Genomic DNA, 21280 nt, shown 5'->3' with positions numbered 1-21280 from the left:
GATCTCGCAGCCGCCCGAGCAGCGCCGCCGCGGCCGGGTTGCGCGGCCGGGGCGCCCGGCCCACCAGCAGCACGGTGCGGCCCGGCTCCGGCTGCCGGATGGCGACGCAGGGCAGTCCCGCGTCCTCGCCGATCCGGCGCGGCACGATCGCCACCCCGATGCCCGCCCGGACCAGCTCCACCAGCAGCCGGATCTGGGTGACGTCGCAGGTGATCCGGCGCTCCAGACCGCAGTGCGCGGCCAGTCGGCGTACGGCCGTCTCCAGGCCCGTACCGGCGCGGAAGTCCACGAACGGCTCGCCGGCGAGATCCTTGATCAGGGTCCGCCCGGCCGTCGCGAGCCGGTGACCGGGGGCGGTGATCAGGACCAGGTCCTCCCGCCAGGTGGCGAACGCTGCCAGGCCCTCGGGCACCTCGGCCGCGTCCGGCGCCAGGAACGCGAGATCCAGCTCCCCGGCGCGCACCCCGGCCACCAGTTCCGGGGTGGTCGCCTCGCGCAGCGAGATCTGCACCCCGGGCCACAGCCGGTGGAACGCGGCCAGCTCGGCCGCCAGGTCCACGCAGGTCAGGGTCTGGATGGTGCCGAGGCGTACCCGCCCGGTCGCCAGCCCCGACACGGCGGCGACCGCGTCGCGCGCGGCGTCCGTCCCGGCGAGCACCGTACGCGCGGCCGGCAGCAGCGCCCGCCCGGCCTCCGTCAGCACCACCCGGCGCCCGGTGCGCTCGAACAGCTCGGCGCCCAGCTCCCGTTCCAGGTTGCGGACGGACGTGCTGAGCGCCGACTGCACGATCAGCTCGGCGCGGGCGGCGGTGGTGAAACTGCCGTGCGTGATCACCGCCATGAAGTGGCGCAGCTGGCGTATCTCCATCCGCGTACGCTAGCCGGGCCCATCTATCACATCGATGGCTGCGGGCGAATCCATCTGTTGGACCGGCCGCGCGGGCGGGGCGAAGCTGGAGGCATGGCGCACCTCCAGAGCCCCACCCGCGTCCCCGTCCTGTGGTCGGCGGCCTACGGACCGGGCCGCCCCCTCCCCGTCCGGCTGCTGGCCCGCACCCTGCTGCGGGTACGCGCCTTCGCCCGCGACCTGGCCCTGGCCGACCACGCCCCGGGCGGCGGCTACTGACGGCCCCGCGCCCTAGAGGTACCGCTTGATCTCCCGCCGGGCCAGGGAGCGCTGGTGCACCTCGTCCGGGCCGTCCGCGAGGCGCAGCGTCCGCGCCGACGCCCACAGCTCGGCCAGCGGGAAGTCCTGGCTCACCCCGCCCGCGCCGTGCAGCTGCACCGCCCGGTCCAGGATGTCCACCACCGCGCGCGGGGTGGCGATCTTGATGGACTGGATCTCCGTGTGCGCCCCGCGGTTGCCGACCGTGTCCATCAGCCAGGCCGTCTTGAGCACCAGCAGCCGCAGCTGCTCCACCGTGACCCGCGCGTCCGCGATCCAGTTCTGCACCACGCCCTGCTGGGCGAGCGGCTTGCCGAAGGCGGTACGGGAGACGGCGCGCCGGCACATCAGCTCGATCGCGCGCTCCGCCATCCCGATCAGCCGCATGCAGTGGTGGATGCGGCCCGGGCCCAGCCGGGCCTGGGCGATCGCGAAGCCGCCGCCCTCCTCGCCGATCAGGTTGGCGGCCGGCACCCGCACGTCCTCGAAGACCACCTCGGCGTGGCCGCCGTGCCAGTGGTCCTCGTAGCCGTAGACCTGCATGGCGCGCTTCACCGTGAGACCGGGGGTGTCCCGGGGCACCAGGATCTGCGACTGCTGGCGGCGGATGTCCGCGCCGTCCGGGTCCGTCTTGCCCATCACGATGAAAATCTCGCAGTCCGGGTGCAGCGCCCCGGAGATGTACCACTTGCGGCCGTTGATGACGTAGTCGCCGCCGTCGCGGGTGATCCGGGTCTCGATGTTGGTCGCGTCCGACGAGGCGACCTCCGGCTCCGTCATCGCGAACGCGGAGCGGATCTCCCCGGCCAGCAGCGGCTCCAGCCACCGCTTCTTCTGCTCGTCGGTGCCGAACTCGGCCAGCACCTCCATGTTCCCGGTGTCCGGCGCGCCGCAGTTGGTCGCCGTGGGTGCCAGGCGCGGCGAGCGGCCCAGGATCTCCGCCAGCGGCGCGTACTGGAGGTTGGTCAGCCCGGCGCCGTGCCCGGTGCCCGGCAGGAAGAGATTCCACAGGCCCTGCCGGCGTGCCTCCGCCTTCAGCTCCTCCACGATCCGCGGCGTCTGCCACGGCGAGTCCAGCCCGGCGCGCTGCTCGTCCGCGATCCGCTCGGCCGGGTAGACGTGCTCGTCCATGAAGGCGAGCAGCCGGGCGCGCAGCTCCTCGGTGCGGGCGTCGAATGCGAAGTCCATGGGGTCAGCCTTCCTGGAGGGTGGTGAGGCCGTGCTCGATGAAGACGGGGACGAGGTCGCCGATGCGGTCGAAGCCGGCGCCGACCGTCCGGCCCAGGGTGTAGCGGTAGTGGATGCCCTCCAGGATCACGGCGAGCTTGAACCAGGCGAACGCCGTGTACCAGGAGAGGGCGGAGGTGTCCCGGCCGGACCGGGCGGCGTAGCGCTCGATCAGCTCGGCGGGGGAGGGGTGGCCGGGCGCGCCGCTGGTGGTGGAGACCGGCGATTCGGGCAGGCCCAGGTCGGAGCTGTACATCACCAGCAGCCCGAGGTCGGTGAGCGGGTCGCCGAGCGTGGACATCTCCCAGTCCAGGACGGCCTTGATGGAGTCGTCGGCGCCGATCAGCGCGTTGTCCAGGCGGTAGTCGCCGTGCACCACGGTGGGCGCGGGGGAGACGGGCAGGTCGCGGCCGAGCGCCGTGTGCAGGGCGTCGATGCCGGGCAGCTCGCGGTTGCGGGAGGCGTCGAGCTGCTTGCCCCAGCGCCGCAGCTGCCGCTCCAGGAAGCCCTCGGGCCGCCCGAAGTCGGCGAGACCGACCGCCCCGGGGTCCACGGCGTGCAGCTCGACCAGGGTGTCGACCAGGGCGAGCACCGCCGCGCGGGTGCGCTCCGGGCCGAGCGGGGCGAGCTGCTCCGCCGTGCGGTACGGGGTGCCCTCCACGTACTCCATGACGTAGAACGGCGCGCCGAGGACGGTGTCGTCCTCGCAGAGCAGCAGGGGCTCGGGGACGGGCACGGCCGTCGGGTGCAGGGCGCTGATCACGCGGTGTTCGCGCTTCATGTCGTGCGCGGTGGCCAGCACGTGCCCCAGCGGCGGGCGGCGGACCACCCAGCGGGCGGTGCCGTCGGTGACGACGTAGGTCAGGTTCGACCGGCCGCCCTCCACGACGCGGGCGTCGAGCGGTCCGTTCACCAGGCCCGGCCGCTCGCGGTCCAGGTGTCCGCGCAGCCGGTCGAGATCGAGACCTGGCGGATGGACGTGGCTCATCGTGCGTACCTCCGGGGTGGGCGAACGGTCGGTCTCATGATGCCGACCAGTCGGTATGTCGTCCAGTGAACTCCCGTAACCGGACGGCAAAGTTCCGGCCCGGGGACCGTCCGGGCTCTGGTGCCGGGTCGCATCCCTGAATAGGGTTCACGTATGGACACCGCGCTGCTGATCGACCACGTCCGGCTGACCCCGATCCTCATCGCCGACCCGCCCCTCCTCAACACCCAGGGCGTCCACCAGCCGTACACGCCCCGGCTCGTCGTGGAGGTGGTCACCCGCGGTGGTGTCACCGGCGTCGGGGAGACCTACGGCGACGGTGCCTACCTCGCCCTCGCCGCCCCGCTCGCCGCCGCCCTGCCCGGCCGTCCGGTCAGCGACGTGAACGCCCTGTTCGCGCTGGCCGACGCGGTGTGCGGAGATTCACCGGCGGCGGACCCCGGGTCCGGTGCCTCCGGGGCCGGTGCGCAGGAGGCAGCCGGGGACGGGGTGGACGCGGGCGGGCTGCGCGGCGTCCGGACCGCCAGCAAGCTGCGGCTCTCCGTGGTCTCCGGCTTCGAGGTGGCCTGTCTGGACGCCCTCGGCAAGACCCTCGGCCTCCCGGTCCACGCGCTGCTCGGCGGCAAGGTCCGCGACCGCGTCGAGTACAGCGCGTACCTCTTCTACCGCTGGGCGGCCCACCCCGAGGGCGGCGAGCGCGACGACTGGGGTGCCGCCCTCGACCCGGCCGGGATCGTCGCCCAGGCCCGCCGCTTCGCCCGCGACCACGGCTTCTCCTCCTTCAAGCTCAAGGGCGGCGTCCTTCCGCCCGACGAGGAGATCGCCGCCGTCCGCGCGCTCGCCGGGGCGTTCCCCGGCCGGCCGCTGCGCCTGGACCCCAACGGCGCCTGGTCCACCGCCACCTCGCTGTACGTCGCCGAACAGCTCCGGGACGTACTCGAATACCTGGAGGACCCGGCGAGCGGCACGGAGGCGATGGCCGCCGTGGCGGCCGGCACCGGGGTGCCGCTCGCCACCAACATGTGCGTCACCACGCTCGCGGAGATCCCGGAGGCGTTCGCCCGCGACGCCGTCCAGGTCGTCCTCTCCGACCACCACTACTGGGGCGGACTGCACCGCACCCGCGAACTCGCCGCGATCTGCCGCGTCCACGGCGTCGGGCTGTCCATGCACTCCAACACCCACCTCGGCATCAGCCTCGCCGCCATGACCCACGTCGCGGCCACCGTCCCCAACCTGGACTACGCCTGCGACAGCCACTACCCGTGGCAGACCGAGGACGTCATCACCGCCCGCCACGTCTTCCGGGACGGGCACCTCGACGTCTCCGACGCCCCCGGACTCGGCGTCGAACTCGACCGGGACCGGCTCGCCGCGCTCCACCGCCGCTGGCTCGACGACGACGGCACCCTGCGCGAACGCGACGACGCCGCCGCGATGCGCAAGGCCGACCCGGAGTGGACGACCCCGCCCGTCCCGCGCTGGTGACGCCCCGGCTGAGTTGCGGACGCCCGGGACCGCCCCGAGGGTCGAAGCATGAAGGCGATCAGTTACAGCAGATTCGGTGACGCGGACGTCCTGGAGTACGGGGAGCGGCCCGACCCGAAGGTGGCCCCCGACGCCGTCCTGGTCAAGGTCCGGGCCGCCGCCGTGAACCCGGTCGACCGGCAGGCCCGGGAGGGAAAGCTCGACGGCGTCCTGGACACCGTCTTCCCCGTCATTCCCGGCTGGGACGTCTCCGGGGTCGTCGTCCAGCCCGGCGTCGCGGTGGACGAGTTCGCGGTCGGCGACGAGGTCATCGGCTACGTGCGCGAGGACTTCCTGAGCCGGGGCACCTTCGCCGAGTACGTGGCCGCGCCCGTGCGCACCCTCGCGCGCAAACCGCTGCGCCTCAGCTTCGAGGAGGCGGCGGGACTGCCGCTGGCCGGGCTCACCGCGTACCAGGTCCTCCACCGCACCCTGCGCGTCCGGGAGGGCGAGACCGTCCTCGTCCACGCCGCGGCCGGCGGCGTCGGCTCGCTCGCCGTCCAGCTCGCCCGGCACGCTGGCTGCCGCGTCATCGGCACCGCCAGCGAACGCAACCACGACCACCTGCGGCGGCTCGGCGCGGAGCCCGTGGCGTACGGCGACGGGCTCGTGGACCGGCTGCGGGCGCTGGCCCCCGACGGCATCGACGCCGCCTTCGACACCGTGGGCGGGGACGCCCTGCGGGCCTCCGCCGAGACCCTGGCCCCCGGCGGCCGGCTGGCCTCCATCGTGGACACCGAGGTGTTCTCGTACGGCGGCCGGTACGCGTTCGTCCGGCCCGACGCCGAGGACCTGTCTCGCCTGGCGGAACTGGCCGAGCAGGGCATTGTCACCGTCCACGTGGACCGGGTCTTCCCGCTGGCCGAGACGGCGGCGGCCCAGCGGCTGAACGCCGAGGGCCGCACACGCGGCAAGATCGTCGTCACGGTGGACTGGGACGCGGCGCGGGACTAGGGCCTTGTCCGACACCCCCAGGGGCCCGGCGCCCGTCGTCAGAACAGCATGGCCGCCGCGAACACCGCCAGCGCCACCGTGCACGCGGCGGCCGTGAGCGCGCCGCCCGCCGCCAGCGGACGCGGCCGGGCCCCGCGCATGCTCTGCACCCGGCGGTGGGCGGCGCCCAGGAACCCCAGCCAGGCCAGCGCGGTCAGCGACAGCGCGACGACCCCGGCACCCGTCGCCCCGACGTGCAGCGCCTGCTTCACCGCCAGCACCGCGACCACCGTGCAGGACAGCGTCGTGCGCCGCCACGCCAGCCGGGTCCGCTCCGGCTGGAGGCCCGGATCGCGGGCGCCGGCGCTCAACCGCCCTCCCAGCCGAAGACGACCACCACCACCATCGCCACCGCCACCACGGCGACGGCGAGGCTCAGCAGCGTCGGGAACCGGGAGACCGGCAGGTCCTCACCGCGCCGCATCGCCCGCTCGCACCGCATCCAGTGGTTGACCGCCCGCAGCGCGCACAGCACCCCGGCCGCCAGCAGCGCCAGCGCCAGCCCCGCCCGCACCCCCCAGGACAGCTCCGGCAGGAACTGGTCCACCGCGAAGCCCCCGCCGATCAGCGCCAGAGCCGTCCTGATCCACGCGAGGAACGTCCGCTCGTTGGCGAGCGAGAAACGGTAGTCCGGGGTCTCGCCCTCACTGCGGATGCGCTGCGGCGCGAACCACAACCGCAGGCTCTGTACGAATGCGTTCACGCGTGGACCCTATCCGGCGCATTTCCGTTCATTCACGATCTGCCCCGGCCGCCTCCCGGAACGCCCGCAGCCGCCGGTAGCAGTCGAGGCCGTCCGGTACCCACAGCCAGTCCCCGAGCCGCCGCTCCAGCTCCTCGTCGTCCAGGAAGGTGTGCCAGGCGACCTCCTCCACCTGCGGCCGCACCGGAAGCTCGCACCTGACCTGGTACACGGCGGACCACCAGGTGTGCCGGCCGCCCTCGTACAGGAACCTGAACAGCGGCTCCGGCCGGGGGAGCCCCGAGACGCCCAGCTCCTCCTCCGCCTCCCGCAGCGCCGCCTCGTCGTAGCTCTCGCCCGCGCCGACCACCCCGCCGACGAACATGTCGTAGTGCGAGGGGAACACCAGCTTCGTGGCGGTCCTGCGGTGCACGAAGACCCGGCCCTCGGCATCCCGCGCCTCGATGAACACGCAGCGGTGGCGCAGGCCCCGCTCCGTCGCCTCGCCGCGCGGCGCCTGCCCCACGACCACGTCGTTCTCGTCGACGATGTCCAGGATCTCGTCGGAAGGCGTACCGCCCGCAGAAGATGTCATGCCCGCCATCCAACCGCAGCCCCCGGCCGGCCCGCCCGCCGCCGCCCCGCTCTCAGCGCCGCTGGAGACTGTGCGTCCCCCGGCGCACCGGCCCCTCCGGCATCGCCGGGTGCAGCCCCAGCAGCACGATCCCGGCCACGATCGCCGCGAGCCCGGCGGCCTGCCACGCCAGCGCGCCCGCGTCCGTCCGCACCTGGTCGCCCATGAACCCGATCCCGCAGGCGATCCCGGCCAGCGGCTGGGCCGCCGTCAGCGCGGGCAGCGACATCCGCAGCGGACCCGTCTCGAACGCGCTCTGCACCAGCAGCAGCCCGGTCACCCCCAGCACCACCACGGCGTACGGCTGCCAGGACGCCACCAGCCCCGCCGCTCCCGCGTCCGCGAAGCGCTGCCCGCTGACCCGGGTGAGCGCGTCCTGCAACCCGTACAGCAGCCCGGCCGCCACCGCCAGCAGCGCCGGGGATGCCGGGGACCGGCGGCGCTTGGCGAGCGCGGTGAGCAGCAGCGCCAGCCCGGCCACCACGCCCACCACCAGCCAGTGCCGCAGCGGGGAGGACACCGCCCGGCCGCCCTGCGGCTCACCGGCCACCAGGAACGCGGCGACCCCGCCGGCCAGCAGCCACAGCCCCGCCCAGCCCTGCCGGCCCAGCCGCTGGCCGGTGCGGTGCCGGGACAGGGCCATCGCGAAGAGCAGATTGGTCGCCAGCAGCGGCTCGACCAGGGACACCTCACCCTTGCCGAGCGCCAGCGCGCCCAGCACCATCCCGCACACCATCAGCGCGATCCCGGCCAGCCAGCTGCGCACCCTCATCAGGTCGAGCAGCAGCCGGAACGTCAGATAGTCGCGCTTGGGCGCGTGCGCGGCGGCGGCCTGCTGGAGCACGAAGCCGAAGCCCAGGCAGCACGCGGCGGACACGGCGAGCACGAGGACCAGCACCGACACGCTTCTGCACCCCACGTCAGGCCGGAAGAGAGGTGATGTGCTCCCGACGATAACGGCCCCGGGCGCCCGAACGGCGACAGCGCGGCCGACCGGACGGTTGACGCGGGGACGACCCGTACCCAAGATCTGACGCACCGGTAACTTCGCGAGCCCCGACAAGGATGGAAGCCATGGCGTACGACGCTGATGTGATCGTGATCGGGGCGGGACTCGCGGGGCTCGTGGCCACCGCGGAGCTGGTCGACGTGGGGCGTTCGGTGATCCTCCTCGACCAGGAGCCCGAGCAGTCGCTCGGCGGCCAGGCGCACTGGTCCTTCGGCGGCCTCTTCCTCGTGGACTCGCCCGAACAGCGCCGCATGCGCATCCGGGACAGCCGCGAGCTGGCCCTCCAGGACTGGATGGGCACGGCCGGCTTCGACCGCGAGGAGGACCACTGGCCCCGCAAGTGGGCCGAGGCCTACGTCGACTTCGCGGCCGGTGAGAAGCGCTCCTGGCTGCGCGCCCGGGGCCTGCGCCTCTTCCCCGTCGTCGGCTGGGCCGAACGCGGCGGCTACGACGCCACCGGCCACGGCAACTCCGTCCCCCGCTTCCACATCACCTGGGGCACCGGCCCCGGCGTCGTCGCCCCCTTCGAACGCCGGGTCCGCGAGGGCGTCGCCCGGGGCCTGGTCACCTTCCGCTTCCGCCACCGGGTCACCGGCCTCGCCCGCACCGGAGGCGCCGTGGACACCGTCACCGGCGAGATCCTGGAGCCGAGCGACGCCCCGCGCGGGACCGCCAGCGGCCGGACCGCCGCCGGCGCCTTCGAACTGCGCGCCCAGGCGGTGATCGTCACCTCCGGCGGCATCGGCGGCAACCACGAGCTCGTGCGCGAGCAGTGGCCCGAGCGGCTCGGCACCCCGCCCGCCAAGCTGCTCTCCGGCGTCCCCGCGCACGTGGACGGGCTGATGCTCGGCATCGCCGAGAAGGCGGGCGCCCACCACATCAACCGGGACCGGATGTGGCACTACACCGAGGGCATCGAGAACTGGAGCCCCATCTGGGACAAGCACGCCATCCGCATCCTGCCCGGCCCGTCCTCCCTCTGGCTGGACGCGACCGGCAAGCGGCTGCCCGTCCCGCTCTTCCCCGGCTTCGACACGCTCGGCACCCTCGAACACATCATGCGCACCGGCCACGACTACACCTGGTTCGTGCTGGACCGGAAGATCATCGGCAAGGAGTTCGCGCTCTCCGGCTCCGAACAGAATCCCGACCTGACCGGCAAGTCGATCCGGGACGTCATCGGCCGCGCCCGCGCCGACGTGCCCGGACCCGTCCAGGCGTTCATGGACCACGGCGCGGACTTCGTCCTCGAGAAGGACCTCGGCGCCCTGGTGCGCGGCATGAACGCGCTCACCGGCGACGGGCTCATCGACGAGGACGCGCTGCGCCGCGAGATCACCGCCCGCGACCGCGAGATCGCCAACCCCTTCACCAAGGACCTCCAGATCACCGCGATCCGGGGCGCCCGCTCCTACATCGGCGACAAGCTGATCCGCACCGCGCCGCCCCACCGCATCCTCGACCCCAAGGCCGGTCCGCTCATCGCCGTACGGCTGAACATCCTGACCCGCAAGTCGCTCGGCGGCCTGGAGACCGACCTGTCGTCCCGCGTCCTGACCCCGGACGGCACCCCGCTCGCCGGGGTGTACGCGGCCGGGGAGGCGGCCGGATTCGGCGGCGGCGGGGTGCACGGCTACCGCTCCCTGGAGGGCACCTTCCTCGGCGGCTGCATCTTCTCCGGCCGGTCCGCCGGCCGCGCGGCGGCGCGGGCGGTCGGATAGGGGCGCCCGCGCGCGTCCGTACGGAGGGGTTCCGGCGCCGGAACCGTGCACCGGCGCCGTATCCGGGCATGGGAAGAAGATGCCAGGAGTAGCCGAACCCGTCATCAACCTCGTCCGGCGCACCACCGAACCCGTGGCCGCGCAGACCCTGCGCTCCACGGGCGCGGCGGTGATCGCCTACGCCGTGGCGACCGCGACGCTGGACGAGCCCGCACCTCTCACCGCACCGCTCACCGCGCTGCTCGTCGTCCAGGTCACCCTCTACGCGACCCTCAACATGTCGGTCAAACGTGTCACGGCCGTCATCGTCGGCGTCCTCATCGCGAGCGGCTTCAGCTCCCTGGTCGGCCTGTCCTGGTGGAGCCTGGGGCTGACCATCTTCACGGCGCTGATCATCGGCAGACTGGTCCGGGTGGACGAGTTCGTCCCCGAGGTGGCGATCAGCGCGATGCTCGTCCTCGGCGTCACCTCGGTGTCCGCGCGGACCGACATGGCCTGGGAGCGCGTCTTCGAGACCCTGATCGGCGCCGGGGTGGGCCTGGCGTTCAACCTGCTGTTCGCGCCACCCGTGTGGGTGCAGACCGCGGGCGCGTCCATCGACGGACTGGCCCGCGAGATGGGCCAGATGTTCCGCGACCTGGGCAGCGACCTCGCCCGCCCGGTCACCGTCCCCGAGGCGGCCGAGCGGCTGCACCGGGCCCGCCGCCTGGACCACGACATCGTGGAGGTGGACGCCTCGCTGCGGCAGGCCGAGGAGAGCCTGATGCTCAACCCGAGGGTGCGCCAGGGCCTGCTGCACCGCGTGGTGCTGCGCACCGGGCTCGACACGCTGGAGATCTGCGCCGTCGTCGTCCGGGTGCTGTCCAGGACGCTGACCGACCTCGCCAAGGACCGGGGCGAGGCGCCCCTCTTCCCGCCCGAGGTCGCCGCCCACATCACGGAGCTGTTCGACCGGATGGCGGGGGCCATCGAGAGCTTCGCGCTGCTCATCACCACCCCGGTCGCCGCCAGCGCCGAGGAGGCCGAGGAGCGGCTCACCGAGGCGCTCACCACCAGCCGGGCCACCCGCGACCTGGTCGCCGACATGCTGCTGGCGGCCGTGCAGGAGCACCCCAGGAAGTGGCAGCTGCACGGCGCCCTGCTCGCCGAGGTGGACCGCATCCTGGACGAACTCGACATCGAGAAGCGCGCCGAGCGCCTGGGCCAGGAGCTGGACCGCCGCTCCGCCTCGCTGCACGAACGCCACCCCCGGCTGCACGCGCTGCGGCGCAGGCTGGGCCCGGTCAGGGGCGGCCGGAAGCGGAAGGCGGACGTCGCGGCGGGGTGAGGCGGGCCCGCTCAGCCCCGCGCCGGAAGCGGGTCGAGGCGCTCGACGACCCGGAACCGCTCGGCGACGATCATGGTGTCGTCGCCGACCGTGAACTCCGGGTCGCCGAGCGCCTCGCGCATCTCCTCGCTGTGCCAGAACCGTTCGTGGGCCGCCCGCCACTCGGCGACCGAGGTGTACCCCTCGCCCTCGTCCAGGGCGTGCCGCAGGTCCACGTCGGCCAGGCGGAGCACCCGCACTTCGGTGACCTCGACGACGGCGATCTCGCGGCCCGCCGAGTCGATGAGGGCGGAGCGCTCGCCGACCGGGGGCAGTTCCTCGTCCTCGATCTCGTACTCCACGAGCAGACCCGAGGTCGAGACCTTGCGCCCGTCCAGGACCGCGGCGACCAGCTGGTCGCGCAGCGGGCCGGGGAAGGCGAGCAGGAAGGGCTTGAGCGCTTCGCGGTTCGGCATGGCGCCAGTCTGGCACCCGCCCGGCCCGCCCCGGGGGCCGGGCGGGGCGGGCGGCGGGTGCGGCTACAGCACCAGGGACAGCAGCAGGATGAACAGCAGCGAGGCCACGGAGATGATGGTCTCCATCACCGACCAGGTCTTCACGGTCTGGCCGACGTCCATGCCGAAGTACTCCTTCACCAGCCAGAACCCGGCGTCGTTGACATGGCTGAAGAACAGCGAGCCGGCCCCCACCGCGAGCACCAGCAGGGCCGCGTGCGCGGTCGACATGTCGGCAGCCAGCGGGGCGACCAGACCGGCCGCCGAGATGGTCGCCACGGTCGCCGAACCGGTCGCCAGCCGGATCGCCACGGCGATCAGCCAGCCGAGCAGCAGCGCCGGGATCGACCAGTTCTCGGAGAAGTCCAGGATCATCTGCCCCACGCCGGCGTCGATCAGCGTCTGCTTGAAGCCGCCGCCCGCGCCCACGATGAGCAGCACCCCGGCGATCGGGGCGAGGGACTTCTCCACCGTGACGGAGAGCCGCGACCGGGTGAAGCCGGCCGCCCGGCCGAGCGTGACCATGCCCACGAGCACCGCCGCGAGCAGCGCGATCAGCGGCGAGCCGATCACATCGGTGACCTTCTGGAGCCCCTGCTCCGGATCGTCCACGACGATGTCCACGAACGCCTTGACCAGCATCAGCACGACCGGCAGCAGGATCGTGGCCAGGGTGGCGCCGAAGCCGGGACGGCGCTCCAGCTCCTCGGAGGGCCGCTGCGGGATCATCTTCTCCGGCGCCGGGATGTCCACCCAGCGGGCGGCGTAGCGGGAGAAGACCGGGCCGGCGATGATCACCGTCGGGATCGCGACGACCACGCCGAGGGCCAGCGTGACGCCGAGGTTGGCGTCGAGCGCGTCGATCGCGACGAGCGGTCCGGGGTGCGGCGGGATCAGGCCGTGCATCACGGACAGGCCGGCCAGGGCCGGGATGCCGATGCGCATCAGGGAGTAGTTGCCGCGCTTGGCGACGAGCAGCACCACCGGGATCAGCAGGACGATCCCGACCTCGAAGAACAGCGGCAGGCCGATCACCGAGGCGATCAGGACCATCGCCCACGGCATGGCCCGCTTGTCCGTGCGCGCCAGGACGGTGTCCACGATCTGGTCGGCGCCGCCGGAGTCCGCGAGCAGCTTGCCCAGGATCGCGCCGAGCGCGATCAGGACGCCGACGCCGGCGACGGTCGAGCCGAGGCCCGCGGTGAAGCTGGCTATCGTCTTCGCCGGAGCGGCACCGGCGAAGGAGCCGAGCGCCAGCGAGCCGATGGTCAGCGCCAGGAAGGCGTGCATCCGCACGCGGGTGATGAGCAGGACGATGACGGCGATGCCCGCCAGGACGGCGATGCCCAACTGCGCGTTGCCCGCCGAGGTGATGGGTTCGGCGGCGTCCGCTGCCAGCGTCTCGACGCTGAGACTGGTCACGGTGTGATCCTTAGCTGTCGAGCCGGCGCAGCGCGGCGACGGCTCGCTGGGTGATTTCTTCGGGGGTGCCGGAGACGTCCACGGCGACGCCGGCCTCGTCGTCCTCCAGGGGCTGGAGGGTGGCGAACTGCGAGTCGAGGAGCGCGGTCGGCATGAAGTGGCCCTTGCGGGCGGCCATGCGCTCCTCGATCAGGGACCGGTCACCGGTCAGGTGCAGGAAGACGGCCCCGGGCGCCTCGCGGCGCAGCCGGTCGCGGTAGGCCCGCTTCAGGGCCGAGCTGCTGACCACCCCGCCGAGCCCCGCCCGGCCGTGCGCCCACTGCCCGATCGCGTCGAGCCAGGGCCACCGGTCCGCGTCGTCCAGCGGGGTGCCGGCCGACATCTTGGCGATGTTCGCGGGGGGATGGAAGTCGTCGCCCTCGGCGTACGGAACGCCCAGGGCGGCGGCGAGCAGGGGGCCGATCGTCGTCTTGCCGGTCCCTGCCACGCCCATCACCACGACGACGTGGGGGGTGCTCATAGCGGTGCCTCGCTGTCTCTTCGATGTCGTCCTCGACATCGGTCCGTCGCGCTACTGAAACCCATACGTACGACTTATTCAAGAGGCTGTGATGTAAACGTCGTACTTAATGGCTCCGGGGGCCGCCCCGTACCCTGGGGCCATGACCACACCTGCCCAGGGACTCCACACGCATGTCCTGGACGCCCTGGGCCTGGAGATCGCCGCCGGGGAGCACCCGCCCGGCCGGGTGCTGCGCACCGACGAGCTGGCCCGGCGCTTCGACGTCTCGCGCACGGTGGTCCGCGAGGTGATCCGCGTCCTGGAGTCCATGCATCTGGTCGAGTCGCGCCGCCGCGTCGGCGTGACCGTGCGGCCGGCCGAGGCGTGGAACGTGTACGACCCGCAGGTCATCCGGTGGCGGCTGGCCGGCGCCGACCGCCCCCGCCAGCTGCGCTCGCTGACCGTGCTGCGCTCCGCGATCGAACCCGTCGCCGCCTCGCTCGCCGCCCGCAACGCCACCCCCGAGCAGTGCGCCGAGCTGACCGCCCGCGCCCTCGGCATGGTCGCCACCTCGCGCGGCGGACAGCTGGAGGGCTACCTCGAACACGACGTCGCCTTCCACCGCATCGTGCTCGACGCCTCCGGCAACGAGATGTTCGCCCGCCTCGGCGACGTGGTCGCCGAGGTCCTGACGGGCCGTACGCACCACCAGGTGATGTTCGAGGACCCCGACCCGGCGGCCGTCACCCTGCACGTCCGGCTCGCCGAGGCGGTACGCGCCGGTGACCCGGCCGCCGCCGAGCGGCTGACCAGGGAGATCACCGCCGGCGCCCTCCACGAGCTGGACGTGCTCGCGCCCTGAGCCCGGCCACCGTCCCGCACCGCGTACCGTGGCCCGTGATCGGTCCCGGCGCCCCGGGACAGCGGTCTCAGCGAAGTCGGGAAAGGGAGTCCACAGGACATGCCGCAGCACGTACAAGGGGTCATCGCGCCGGGGAAGAACGAGCCGGTGCGCGTCGAGACGATCGTCATTCCGGACCCCGCGCCCGGTGAGGCCGTGGTCAAGGTCCAGGCGTGCGGCGTCTGCCACACCGACCTGCACTACAAGCAGGGCGGCATCAACGACGAGTTCCCCTTCCTCCTCGGCCACGAGGCCGCGGGCGTCGTGGAATCGGTCGGCGAGGGCGTCACGGAGGTCGCTCCGGGCGACTTCGTCATCCTCAACTGGCGCGCGGTCTGCGGCCAGTGCCGCGCCTGTCTGCGCGGGCGGCCCTGGTACTGCTTCGACACGCACAACGCGAAGCAGAAGATGACCCTCCTCGACGGCACCGAGCTGTCCCCGGCCCTGGGCATCGGCGCCTTCGCCGAGAAGACCCTTGTCGCCGCCGGCCAGTGCACCAAGGTCGATCCCGAGGTCTCCCCGGCCGTCGCCGGGCTCCTCGGCTGCGGCGTCATGGCCGGCATCGGCGCCGCCATCAACACCGGCCAGGTCGGCCGCGGCGACTCGGTCGCCGTCATCGGCTGCGGCGGCGTCGGCGACGCGGCGATCGCGGGCGCCCGGCTGGCCGGCGCGGCGAAGATCATCGCCGTCGACATCGACGACCGCAAGCTGCAGACGGCGAAGTCGATGGGCGCGACCCACACCGTCAACTCCCGCTCCGCCGACCCCGTCGAGGCCATCCGCGAGCTGACCGGCGGCAACGGCGCGGACGTCGTCATCGAGGCCGTCGGCCGCCCGGAGACGTACAAGCAGGCGTTCTACGCCCGCGACCTCGCCGGCACCGTTGTCCTCGTCGGCGTCCCCACGCCCGAGATGCAGCTGGAACTGCCGCTGCTCGACGTCTTCGGCCGCGGCGGCTCGCTCAAGTCCTCCTGGTACGGGGACTGCCTGCCCTCCCGCGACTTCCCGATGCTCGTCGACCTCCACCAGCAGGGCCGGCTCGACCTGGAGGCGTTCGTCACCGAGACCATCGGCCTCGGCGACATCGAGCAGGCCTTCGACCGGATGCACGACGGCGACGTGCTGCGCTCGGTGGTGGTGTTCTGATGACCGCCCGCATCGACCACCTCGTCACCTCCGGCACCTTCGCCCTCGACGGCGGCGAGTGGGACGTCGACAACAACGTCTGGATCGTCGGCGACGACACCGAGGCCGTCGTCATCGACGCCGCCCACGACGCCACCGCCATCCAGGACGCCCTCGGCGGCCGTGCGCTGCGCGCGATCATCTGCACCCACGCGCACAACGACCACATCGACGCCGCCCCCGCGCTCGCCGACGCCACCGGCGCGCCGATCCTGCTCCACCCGGACGACCTGCCGCTGTGGAAGCAGACCCACCCCGACCGGGCGCCCGACGGCGAGCTGGCCGACGGCCAGGAGATCACGGTGGCCGGCACCACGCTGACGGTTCTGCACACGCCGGGCCACGCCCCCGGCGCGGTCTGCCTGTACGCCCCCGAGCTGGCCACGGTCTTCACCGGGGACACCCTCTTCCAGGGCGGGCCCGGCGCCACCGGCCGGTCCTTCTCGTCCTTCCCGGTGATCGTGGACTCCATCCGGGACCGGCTGCTCACCCTGGACCCGGCGACCTCGGTGCGCACCGGCCACGGCGACTCCACCACCATCGGCGCGGAGGCCCCGCACCTGGACGAGTGGATCGCCCGCGGCCACTGACGGCCGCTCAGCCCTCCGGCCACGCGGAGAGCCGCAGCCCGCTCTCGAAGCGGCGCGGCTCTCCGGTGACCGGATCGGTGAACTCCAGTACCCGGGCGAGCAGTTGCAGCGGACGCGAGAAGTCGCCCGGAGCGGCGTCCGGTTCGGTCACCGGATAGACCGGGTCGTTGACCAGCGGCACGCCCAGCGCGTTCATATGGACCCGCAGCTGATGCGTGCGCCCGGTCGCCGGCAGCAGCCGGTAGCGCCCCAGCGCCGGGCCGCCGGGCGTCCGCCGGTGTTCCAGCAGCTCGATCCGGCTCTCGCTGTTCGGCTCGCCCGGCTCCTCGCGCGCCGCCAGGACGCCGCGCTCCTTCACGATGCGGCTGCGCACCGTGCGCGGCAGGACGAGCCCGGGATCGAACGGGGCCACCGCCTCGTACTCCTTGCGCACCAGCCGGTCCCGGAACAGCGTCTGGTACGCGCCCCGCTCCGCCGGCCGCACCACGAACAGCACCAGCCCGGCGGTCAGCCGGTCCAGCCGGTGCGCGGGCTGCAGCAGCGGCAGCCCCAGGTCGCGCCGGAGCCGGGCCACCGCCGTCTCGGTGATGTGCCGGCCCCGCGGCATCGTCGCCAGGAAGTGCGGCTTGTCCGCGACGACCAGATGCTCGTCCCGGTACACCACCCCCACCGGGAACGGCACCGGGTGCTCCGGCGCGAAGTCCCGGTGGAACCACAGGTAGCGGCCGGCCGTGTACGGCTCGTCGCCGCTGACCGGGCCCGCCGTCGACACGAACCGGCCCCCGGCGAGCAGCGCCTCGACCCGGTCCGCGCCGATCGCCCCGGCGAACCGGTCCAGCAGATGGTCCCGAACCGTCGCCCACCGCCCCTCCGGATCGGCCGGCAGCCGCACCCGGACCGGGTCCACGCCGTCACGCTGGGGCAGCGGCGAGGCCGGCGGCTTGGCCCGCCCCCTCACCCCCGGCTCCCGGCCGGCCCCGGCCCGCGCATCGTTGTCATGGTGCCGGGCATCCTTTCACGACGCGGCTCAGCTCTCCGGCACCGTCACCTTCAACGGGCCGCAGCCGATGCGTTCCGCCTCCGCCGACGCGTAGGCCGGTAGCAGGTCGTGGGCGAAGGTGAAGCGGCTGCCCTCGTGGGTGGGGCGCAGTTGTTCCAGGACGAACATCACCTGGCCGGTCTGGCACTGGGCCCGGAACACCGCCCGGTTGCCGCCGAGCCGGCCGTAGCCGTTGCTGCCCTTGACGGGCGTGCCGGAGCGCAGCACGTCCCAGGAGTAGATCTCGGCCAGCACCGGGTCCACCACCGTGGTCAGCCGCACGGACGACTCGCGGAAGCTGGTCCCCGCGTCGCAGACCCGGGCCGGGCCGCCGGTGCCGCCGGTCCGGGACTCCTTGAGGTCCTTGCGGTACGCCGCCGGCAGGGCGAGGCCCTTGATGCCGCAGAACGCGGAGGGGGTGGTGTCCTGCCACCGCACCGGGGCGGGCAGGTCGCGCGGCAGCCGGTACGTGCCGGAGCAGCCGAAGGAGTCGATGACCCCGTTGGCGGCGTCGATCAGGGCGCCGGTCAGTGCCGACCGGTCGCGCAGGGTGTACTCGGTGGACACCTCGAAGTCGGCCCGGCCCATCCCGATGTCCACCACGGTGGGCCCGGTGAAGTCGTGGCGCCCCGTGCACGCCTGCGGCAGGGCGATCCAGGCGCGCGAGGAGGAGGTCATGCCGGGCAGCCCGTCGCCCAGCCACACCATGCCCGAGGACAGGAACTCGCGTGGCCAGGCCTGCGCGTCGGTGCCCCGCAGCCCGTCCAGCCGGCGCACGTTCACGGTGACCTGGCGGCGGGCCCGCTTCCCCTCGTAGGAGGTGATGCGGCACTGCCCGTACACCCCGCCCTCGCCCATCGGGTCGGTGCGCAGGTCCTGCTCGTCCGTCACCGTCCTGCGGTCCCCGAACAGCGCGTCCATGGACCCGGAGCCCAGCGAGTCCCAGCAGGGCGCGGACCCCGTCAGCGGCAGCGTGTCCGTGCGCCAGGCGACCGTACCGGCGCCCAGCAGCGCCCCGGCGAGCGCGGCGGCGGTGGCGGCCCGGACGGTACGGCTGCGCAGCATCCGGCGAAGGAAGGGGGGCCGGGGCTCCTCGGGCGGTGGCGCGGGCGCCGCGACGGCCGTCTCCCCGGGCCGGGCCCCACCGGTCTCCTCGCTCACGCGTCCTCCCCGCTTCCGCATCCGATGCGCTGCTCGACGGACTCGACGAAACGCTCGAAGACCCGCCGGTCGGAGGGGCGTCCCCGGTCCTGGAGACCGGCCTCCACATGCCCGTAGAACACCGTGGGACGGCCGCCGCACTGGCGGCGCACCAGCCCCTGGGCGGAACCCTCCGGGAGCACCCGGAAGAGGTCAGCCAGCCGGGTGCCGCTCGCCATCACGTACTGCGCGGACGGCTCGTCCGGCATCCGCAGCGTCTCCCAGACCACCGAGCAGGTCTGGAGCCGGTCGGTGACCGCGCCCACCTGCTGCTCGTAGCGCGAGCCGTCGCCGTAGTCGAAGGTCATCCCCGGGATCCGGCACAGCGGTGTCCCGGCCCTCTCGTCGTCCTCCGCGACCGTCACGATCGGGGAACTGCTGCGCAGGGGGTGCGAGGGGGCGCAGCCGGCCTTCTCCATCCCGGTGTTGGCGGCGTCCAGCAGCATCCCGAGGACCTCGGCGCGGGTGCCGATCGTGAACGGCATGGCCACCTTGCCGAGATGGCCGTCGCCGCTGCCCTCGCCGCGGATCGTCACCACGGTCGGCTCGCCGTCGTCGTCGCACGCCCGCGGCAGCACCAGCAGGCCCCGGTCCGCCGCGACCAGGCCGTCGAGCCCGTCCGGCAGCGGGGAGGCCGAACCGTGGAAGTACCGGGCCAGCCAGTCCCGGCGCTCCTTCACCCCGGCGGGCGCGGTCCCGTACTCCAGGGTCACCGCCTCCCGGAAGGACAGCGACCCGTCGGAGTCGTCGTCGGCCATCTCGGAGGCGACGGACACCGTGCACGTGCCCCGCGGACGGGCGGGGGAGGGCGCGGCGGACTCGGTGGCACGCCGCTTCGAGCCGGACTTCTCCAGCGCCTCGTCCCCCAGGAACGACGGGCCGCTGTCCTGCTGCCAGGCGCCCCAGCAGTAACTCGCCCGGAACGGCCCGCTGTCCGTCGCCCACAGCACGGTGCCCGCCGCCAGCACCGCCCCGGCCACCACCCCGGCGATGACGGCGGTGCGTCGCCTGCCGATGCCCATCACATTCCCCCTGGCGAATAGCGAAGATCGCACGAAACGACGATGCTACGACGTGATCGGTTCCCCGGAGCAAAGGGGGGCGTGCGCCAACTCGGCGCGCGGCGGTCCCGGTTGCGATCCCCGTGCGCCCGCCCGTCCGCAGGACCATCCGTCAGAACCCTGACTTTCGCGCCCGCCCCTGTGTCACCATGTCGCCTCCGGGATCGAGCGCCCGTGGTCAGTGTCCGTGCGCGGAGGGTGACCCCTGCGCGCCGCGGACCGGGACCGGGCGACGAGGGGGTCGGGGTTTGGCGAGGGCAACGGGAGCGGTGTGCCCGGTGTGCGCGGCACCGGACACGGGCGGACGGGAGTGCCCCGGCTGCCACTGGCGGATGTGGGACGACGCCCCGGTCCTGGGCGCCCTGACCGACGAGGACCGCGCCGCCGCCCGCACCGCCCTGGACACCGCACGCCACACCTGGGACTTACGCGCCGCGGCACTCGCGGGCGGCGGCGGGGACGGCGCCCGGCGGCTCGCCCCGCTGCTGCGGCCCGGCACACCGCCCCCCGGCGGGCCCGACCCCCTCCCCGGCGGCTCGTTACCGCCGCACGACTCCGCCGGCTGGCAGCAGATCCTCACCGACCTGGTCGGCGGCCGCATCCCCGACGTGGTCTTCGCCGAGTTCACCCCGGACCGCCTCCACGTCGTCCGCGCCGCCGCCGACGCCAGCGGCATACCCCGCCAGAGCGACGCCGGCAGCACCGACTGGGCCGCGCTGCTCCCCCTCCTCGGCGGTGACGCGGACCTGCGCCGCTTCCGGCTCGCCGGCGGCATCGGCACCGGGGAGGTCCTGGACCGGGCGGAGTTCGACGCCGCGGTCGCCCACTGGCTGCGCACCCATCCGGTGCTCTCCCGCAGCCGCACCCTCGTCATCCTCGGCCGCCGCAGCGGCTGGGTCCTGCTCGACCGGGCCGCCGCACTGCTGCGGTCCGCGCACCGCCCCGGCGCCGAACTCGGCCCCGGCCCCGGCGAAACCGCCCAGGACCCCGCGACCGACACCGCCGAAGCGGTCCGCGCGGCCCTGCGCACGGCGCCCCTGGCCGTCGACCACTCCCTGCTCCTGGCCCGCGTGGACCGCCGCACCGGCGAGGTGCACGCCCACACCCAGGTCCTCTTCCCGGCCGGATCCCGGCTGCGGCGCGGCGAGACCGCCACCGCCGAGATCACCGTCTACGGCGGACTCGCCGCCCGCGCCCCGGTGCTGCTGCCCGTGCTCGCCGGCGTACCGGGGGCCGACGGCAGCGGCGCGGTGACCCTGTCCGCGCGCCGCACCGCCCTCGCCGCCTTCGCCCCGGCCCGGCTCGCGTTCGTCCTGCACGGCCCCGGCGAGGTCACCCCGGACGACGGCCCGGCCGCGCGGCTCGGTGGCCGCGACCACACCGACCCGCCCGACCTCCCCGCCCTGCTGGGCAGCCTGCCCCGGCGCGTCATCCACCCGCCCGCCCTGGAGGTCTTCCTCACCGTCGAGATGAGCGGCGCCGACCCCGAGGAGACCGCCGAACGGCTGGCCTTCGCCCGGGACGTCGTCGCGGCCCTGGCCCGCCGCCACGGCCCCGGCCTGCGCGTCGGCGCCGTCGGCCACTACGACCACGCCGTCCACGAGAACCGCTAC

The 21280-nt window shown here is 73.8% G+C and carries 22 protein-coding genes; 9 read left to right on the top strand and 13 right to left on the bottom strand.

Annotation, left to right across the window (positions count from 1 at the left end):
• The coding region (locus tag MHW47_RS16105; RefSeq protein ID WP_239223922.1) for a LysR family transcriptional regulator at positions 1 to 868 on the bottom strand (868 nt) is incomplete at its 3' end.
• A gap of 93 nt (positions 869 to 961) precedes the next feature.
• Here MHW47_RS16105 and MHW47_RS16100 point away from each other — a divergent pair.
• A complete protein-coding gene (locus tag MHW47_RS16100; protein ID WP_239223920.1) occupies positions 962 to 1126 on the top strand; it encodes a hypothetical protein in 165 nt (54 codons plus the stop codon).
• Positions 1127 to 1138: 12 nt separating this feature from the next.
• Here the strand turns inward: MHW47_RS16100 and MHW47_RS16095 are convergent, their stop codons facing one another.
• Positions 1139 to 2353, bottom strand: coding sequence for an acyl-CoA dehydrogenase family protein (locus MHW47_RS16095; protein ID WP_239223919.1), 1215 nt, complete (start codon positions 2351 to 2353; stop codon positions 1139 to 1141).
• A gap of 4 nt (positions 2354 to 2357) precedes the next feature.
• Positions 2358 to 3380 carry a phosphotransferase family protein gene (locus MHW47_RS16090; protein WP_239223917.1) on the bottom strand — a complete coding sequence of 341 codons (1023 nt, stop codon included), beginning with the start codon at positions 3378 to 3380 and terminating at the stop codon, positions 2358 to 2360.
• A gap of 153 nt (positions 3381 to 3533) precedes the next feature.
• Here MHW47_RS16090 and MHW47_RS16085 point away from each other — a divergent pair, with 153 nt between their 5' ends.
• Both MHW47_RS16085 and MHW47_RS16080 read left to right on the top strand, forming a co-directional pair.
• Complete coding sequence (locus MHW47_RS16085; protein WP_239223915.1) at positions 3534 to 4868, top strand: enolase C-terminal domain-like protein; 1335 nt, start codon at positions 3534 to 3536, stop codon at positions 4866 to 4868.
• Between the two features lie 48 nt (positions 4869 to 4916).
• Positions 4917 to 5861 carry an NADP-dependent oxidoreductase gene (locus tag MHW47_RS16080; protein WP_239223914.1) on the top strand — a complete coding sequence of 315 codons (945 nt, stop codon included), beginning with the start codon at positions 4917 to 4919 and terminating at the stop codon, positions 5859 to 5861.
• 38 nt (positions 5862 to 5899) lie between these two features.
• Here the strand turns inward: MHW47_RS16080 and MHW47_RS16075 are convergent, their stop codons facing one another.
• From MHW47_RS16075 to MHW47_RS16060, 4 genes are read right to left on the bottom strand one after another with little or no spacing between them, the layout of a single operon-like run.
• Positions 5900 to 6211: a DUF202 domain-containing protein gene (locus MHW47_RS16075; RefSeq protein ID WP_239223912.1), complete on the bottom strand. Its 312-nt coding sequence runs from the start codon at positions 6209 to 6211 to the stop codon at positions 5900 to 5902.
• Positions 6208 to 6603 carry a DUF202 domain-containing protein gene (locus tag MHW47_RS16070; protein ID WP_239223911.1) on the bottom strand — a complete coding sequence of 132 codons (396 nt, stop codon included), beginning with the start codon at positions 6601 to 6603 and terminating at the stop codon, positions 6208 to 6210. Before MHW47_RS16070 ends, MHW47_RS16075 begins: the two co-directional genes overlap by 4 nt.
• Positions 6604 to 6631: 28 nt before the next feature.
• Entirely contained in the window at positions 6632 to 7186 is a 555-nt protein-coding gene (locus tag MHW47_RS16065) for an NUDIX domain-containing protein (protein ID WP_239223910.1), read from the bottom strand.
• Positions 7187 to 7229: 43 nt separating this feature from the next.
• Positions 7230 to 8120 (bottom strand): DMT family transporter, encoded by an 891-nt coding sequence (locus MHW47_RS16060; protein ID WP_239223909.1) that lies wholly within the window; start codon positions 8118 to 8120, stop codon positions 7230 to 7232.
• 170 nt (positions 8121 to 8290) lie between these two features.
• Between MHW47_RS16060 and MHW47_RS16055 the strand changes: the two genes are divergently transcribed.
• Both MHW47_RS16055 and MHW47_RS16050 read left to right on the top strand, forming a co-directional pair.
• Positions 8291 to 9946, top strand: a complete 1656-nt coding sequence (locus MHW47_RS16055; protein ID WP_239223908.1) for an FAD-binding dehydrogenase — start codon at positions 8291 to 8293, stop codon at positions 9944 to 9946.
• Between the two features lie 79 nt (positions 9947 to 10025).
• Positions 10026 to 11273 carry an aromatic acid exporter family protein gene (locus tag MHW47_RS16050; RefSeq protein ID WP_239223907.1) on the top strand — a complete coding sequence of 416 codons (1248 nt, stop codon included), beginning with the start codon at positions 10026 to 10028 and terminating at the stop codon, positions 11271 to 11273.
• A gap of 11 nt (positions 11274 to 11284) precedes the next feature.
• Here MHW47_RS16050 and MHW47_RS16045 read toward each other — a convergent pair whose 3' ends face one another.
• The 3 genes from MHW47_RS16045 to MHW47_RS16035 all read right to left on the bottom strand — a co-directional run bounded on the left by MHW47_RS16045 (position 11285) and on the right by MHW47_RS16035 (position 13709).
• Complete coding sequence (locus MHW47_RS16045; protein WP_239223906.1) at positions 11285 to 11728, bottom strand: ASCH domain-containing protein; 444 nt, start codon at positions 11726 to 11728, stop codon at positions 11285 to 11287.
• A gap of 63 nt (positions 11729 to 11791) precedes the next feature.
• Positions 11792 to 13189 (bottom strand): GntP family permease, encoded by a 1398-nt coding sequence (locus MHW47_RS16040; protein ID WP_239223905.1) that lies wholly within the window; start codon positions 13187 to 13189, stop codon positions 11792 to 11794.
• A gap of 10 nt (positions 13190 to 13199) precedes the next feature.
• A complete protein-coding gene (locus tag MHW47_RS16035) occupies positions 13200 to 13709 on the bottom strand; it encodes a gluconokinase (protein ID WP_239223903.1) in 510 nt (169 codons plus the stop codon).
• A gap of 142 nt (positions 13710 to 13851) precedes the next feature.
• Between MHW47_RS16035 and MHW47_RS16030 the strand changes: the two genes are divergently transcribed.
• From MHW47_RS16030 to MHW47_RS16020, 3 genes are all read left to right on the top strand, one after another.
• Positions 13852 to 14553 (top strand): FadR/GntR family transcriptional regulator, encoded by a 702-nt coding sequence (locus MHW47_RS16030; RefSeq protein WP_239223901.1) that lies wholly within the window; start codon positions 13852 to 13854, stop codon positions 14551 to 14553.
• Between the two features lie 99 nt (positions 14554 to 14652).
• On the top strand, positions 14653 to 15738 hold the full coding sequence (locus tag MHW47_RS16025; RefSeq protein WP_239223899.1) for an S-(hydroxymethyl)mycothiol dehydrogenase: 1086 nt from the start codon (positions 14653 to 14655) through the stop codon (positions 15736 to 15738).
• Positions 15738 to 16367 carry an MBL fold metallo-hydrolase gene (locus MHW47_RS16020; protein ID WP_239223898.1) on the top strand — a complete coding sequence of 210 codons (630 nt, stop codon included), beginning with the start codon at positions 15738 to 15740 and terminating at the stop codon, positions 16365 to 16367. Before MHW47_RS16025 ends, MHW47_RS16020 begins: the two co-directional genes overlap by 1 nt.
• A 7-nt stretch (positions 16368 to 16374) precedes the next feature.
• Here MHW47_RS16020 and MHW47_RS16015 read toward each other — a convergent pair whose 3' ends face one another.
• The 3 genes from MHW47_RS16015 to MHW47_RS16005 form a co-directional block, all read right to left on the bottom strand.
• Complete coding sequence (locus MHW47_RS16015; RefSeq protein WP_239223896.1) at positions 16375 to 17325, bottom strand: pseudouridine synthase; 951 nt, start codon at positions 17323 to 17325, stop codon at positions 16375 to 16377.
• 69 nt (positions 17326 to 17394) lie between these two features.
• Positions 17395 to 18567, bottom strand: coding sequence for a hypothetical protein (locus MHW47_RS16010; RefSeq protein ID WP_239223894.1), 1173 nt, complete (start codon positions 18565 to 18567; stop codon positions 17395 to 17397).
• Positions 18564 to 19661, bottom strand: a complete 1098-nt coding sequence (locus tag MHW47_RS16005; RefSeq protein ID WP_239223893.1) for a hypothetical protein — start codon at positions 19659 to 19661, stop codon at positions 18564 to 18566. Before MHW47_RS16005 ends, MHW47_RS16010 begins: the two co-directional genes overlap by 4 nt.
• A 284-nt stretch (positions 19662 to 19945) precedes the next feature.
• Here MHW47_RS16005 and MHW47_RS16000 point away from each other — a divergent pair.
• The coding region (locus tag MHW47_RS16000) for a hypothetical protein (protein WP_239223891.1) at positions 19946 to 21280 on the top strand (1335 nt) is incomplete at its 3' end.

The sequence above is a fragment of the Streptomyces sp. OfavH-34-F genome, from assembly GCF_022347745.1.
Lineage (GTDB): Bacteria > Actinomycetota > Actinomycetes > Streptomycetales > Streptomycetaceae > Streptomyces.
This window is presented reverse-complemented; position numbering and strand designations above follow the sequence as displayed.

Excerpts from the sequence above, each read along its gene's own strand:
- MHW47_RS16100 (WP_239223920.1), top strand. The coding sequence starts at position 962 with ATGGCGCACCTCCAGAGCCCCACCCGCGTCCCCGTCCTGTGGTCGGCG.
- MHW47_RS16095 (WP_239223919.1), bottom strand. The coding sequence starts at position 2,353 with ATGGACTTCGCATTCGACGCCCGCACCGAGGAGCTGCGCGCCCGGCTG.
- MHW47_RS16090 (WP_239223917.1), bottom strand. The coding sequence starts at position 3,380 with ATGAGCCACGTCCATCCGCCAGGTCTCGATCTCGACCGGCTGCGCGGA.
- MHW47_RS16085 (WP_239223915.1), top strand. The coding sequence starts at position 3,534 with ATGGACACCGCGCTGCTGATCGACCACGTCCGGCTGACCCCGATCCTC.
- MHW47_RS16080 (WP_239223914.1), top strand. The coding sequence starts at position 4,917 with ATGAAGGCGATCAGTTACAGCAGATTCGGTGACGCGGACGTCCTGGAG.
- MHW47_RS16065 (WP_239223910.1), bottom strand. The coding sequence starts at position 7,186 with ATGGCGGGCATGACATCTTCTGCGGGCGGTACGCCTTCCGACGAGATC.
- MHW47_RS16055 (WP_239223908.1), top strand. The coding sequence starts at position 8,291 with ATGGCGTACGACGCTGATGTGATCGTGATCGGGGCGGGACTCGCGGGG.
- MHW47_RS16050 (WP_239223907.1), top strand. The coding sequence starts at position 10,026 with ATGCCAGGAGTAGCCGAACCCGTCATCAACCTCGTCCGGCGCACCACC.
- MHW47_RS16045 (WP_239223906.1), bottom strand. The coding sequence starts at position 11,728 with ATGCCGAACCGCGAAGCGCTCAAGCCCTTCCTGCTCGCCTTCCCCGGC.
- MHW47_RS16035 (WP_239223903.1), bottom strand. The coding sequence starts at position 13,709 with ATGAGCACCCCCCACGTCGTCGTGGTGATGGGCGTGGCAGGGACCGGC.
- MHW47_RS16030 (WP_239223901.1), top strand. The coding sequence starts at position 13,852 with ATGACCACACCTGCCCAGGGACTCCACACGCATGTCCTGGACGCCCTG.
- MHW47_RS16025 (WP_239223899.1), top strand. The coding sequence starts at position 14,653 with ATGCCGCAGCACGTACAAGGGGTCATCGCGCCGGGGAAGAACGAGCCG.
- MHW47_RS16020 (WP_239223898.1), top strand. The coding sequence starts at position 15,738 with ATGACCGCCCGCATCGACCACCTCGTCACCTCCGGCACCTTCGCCCTC.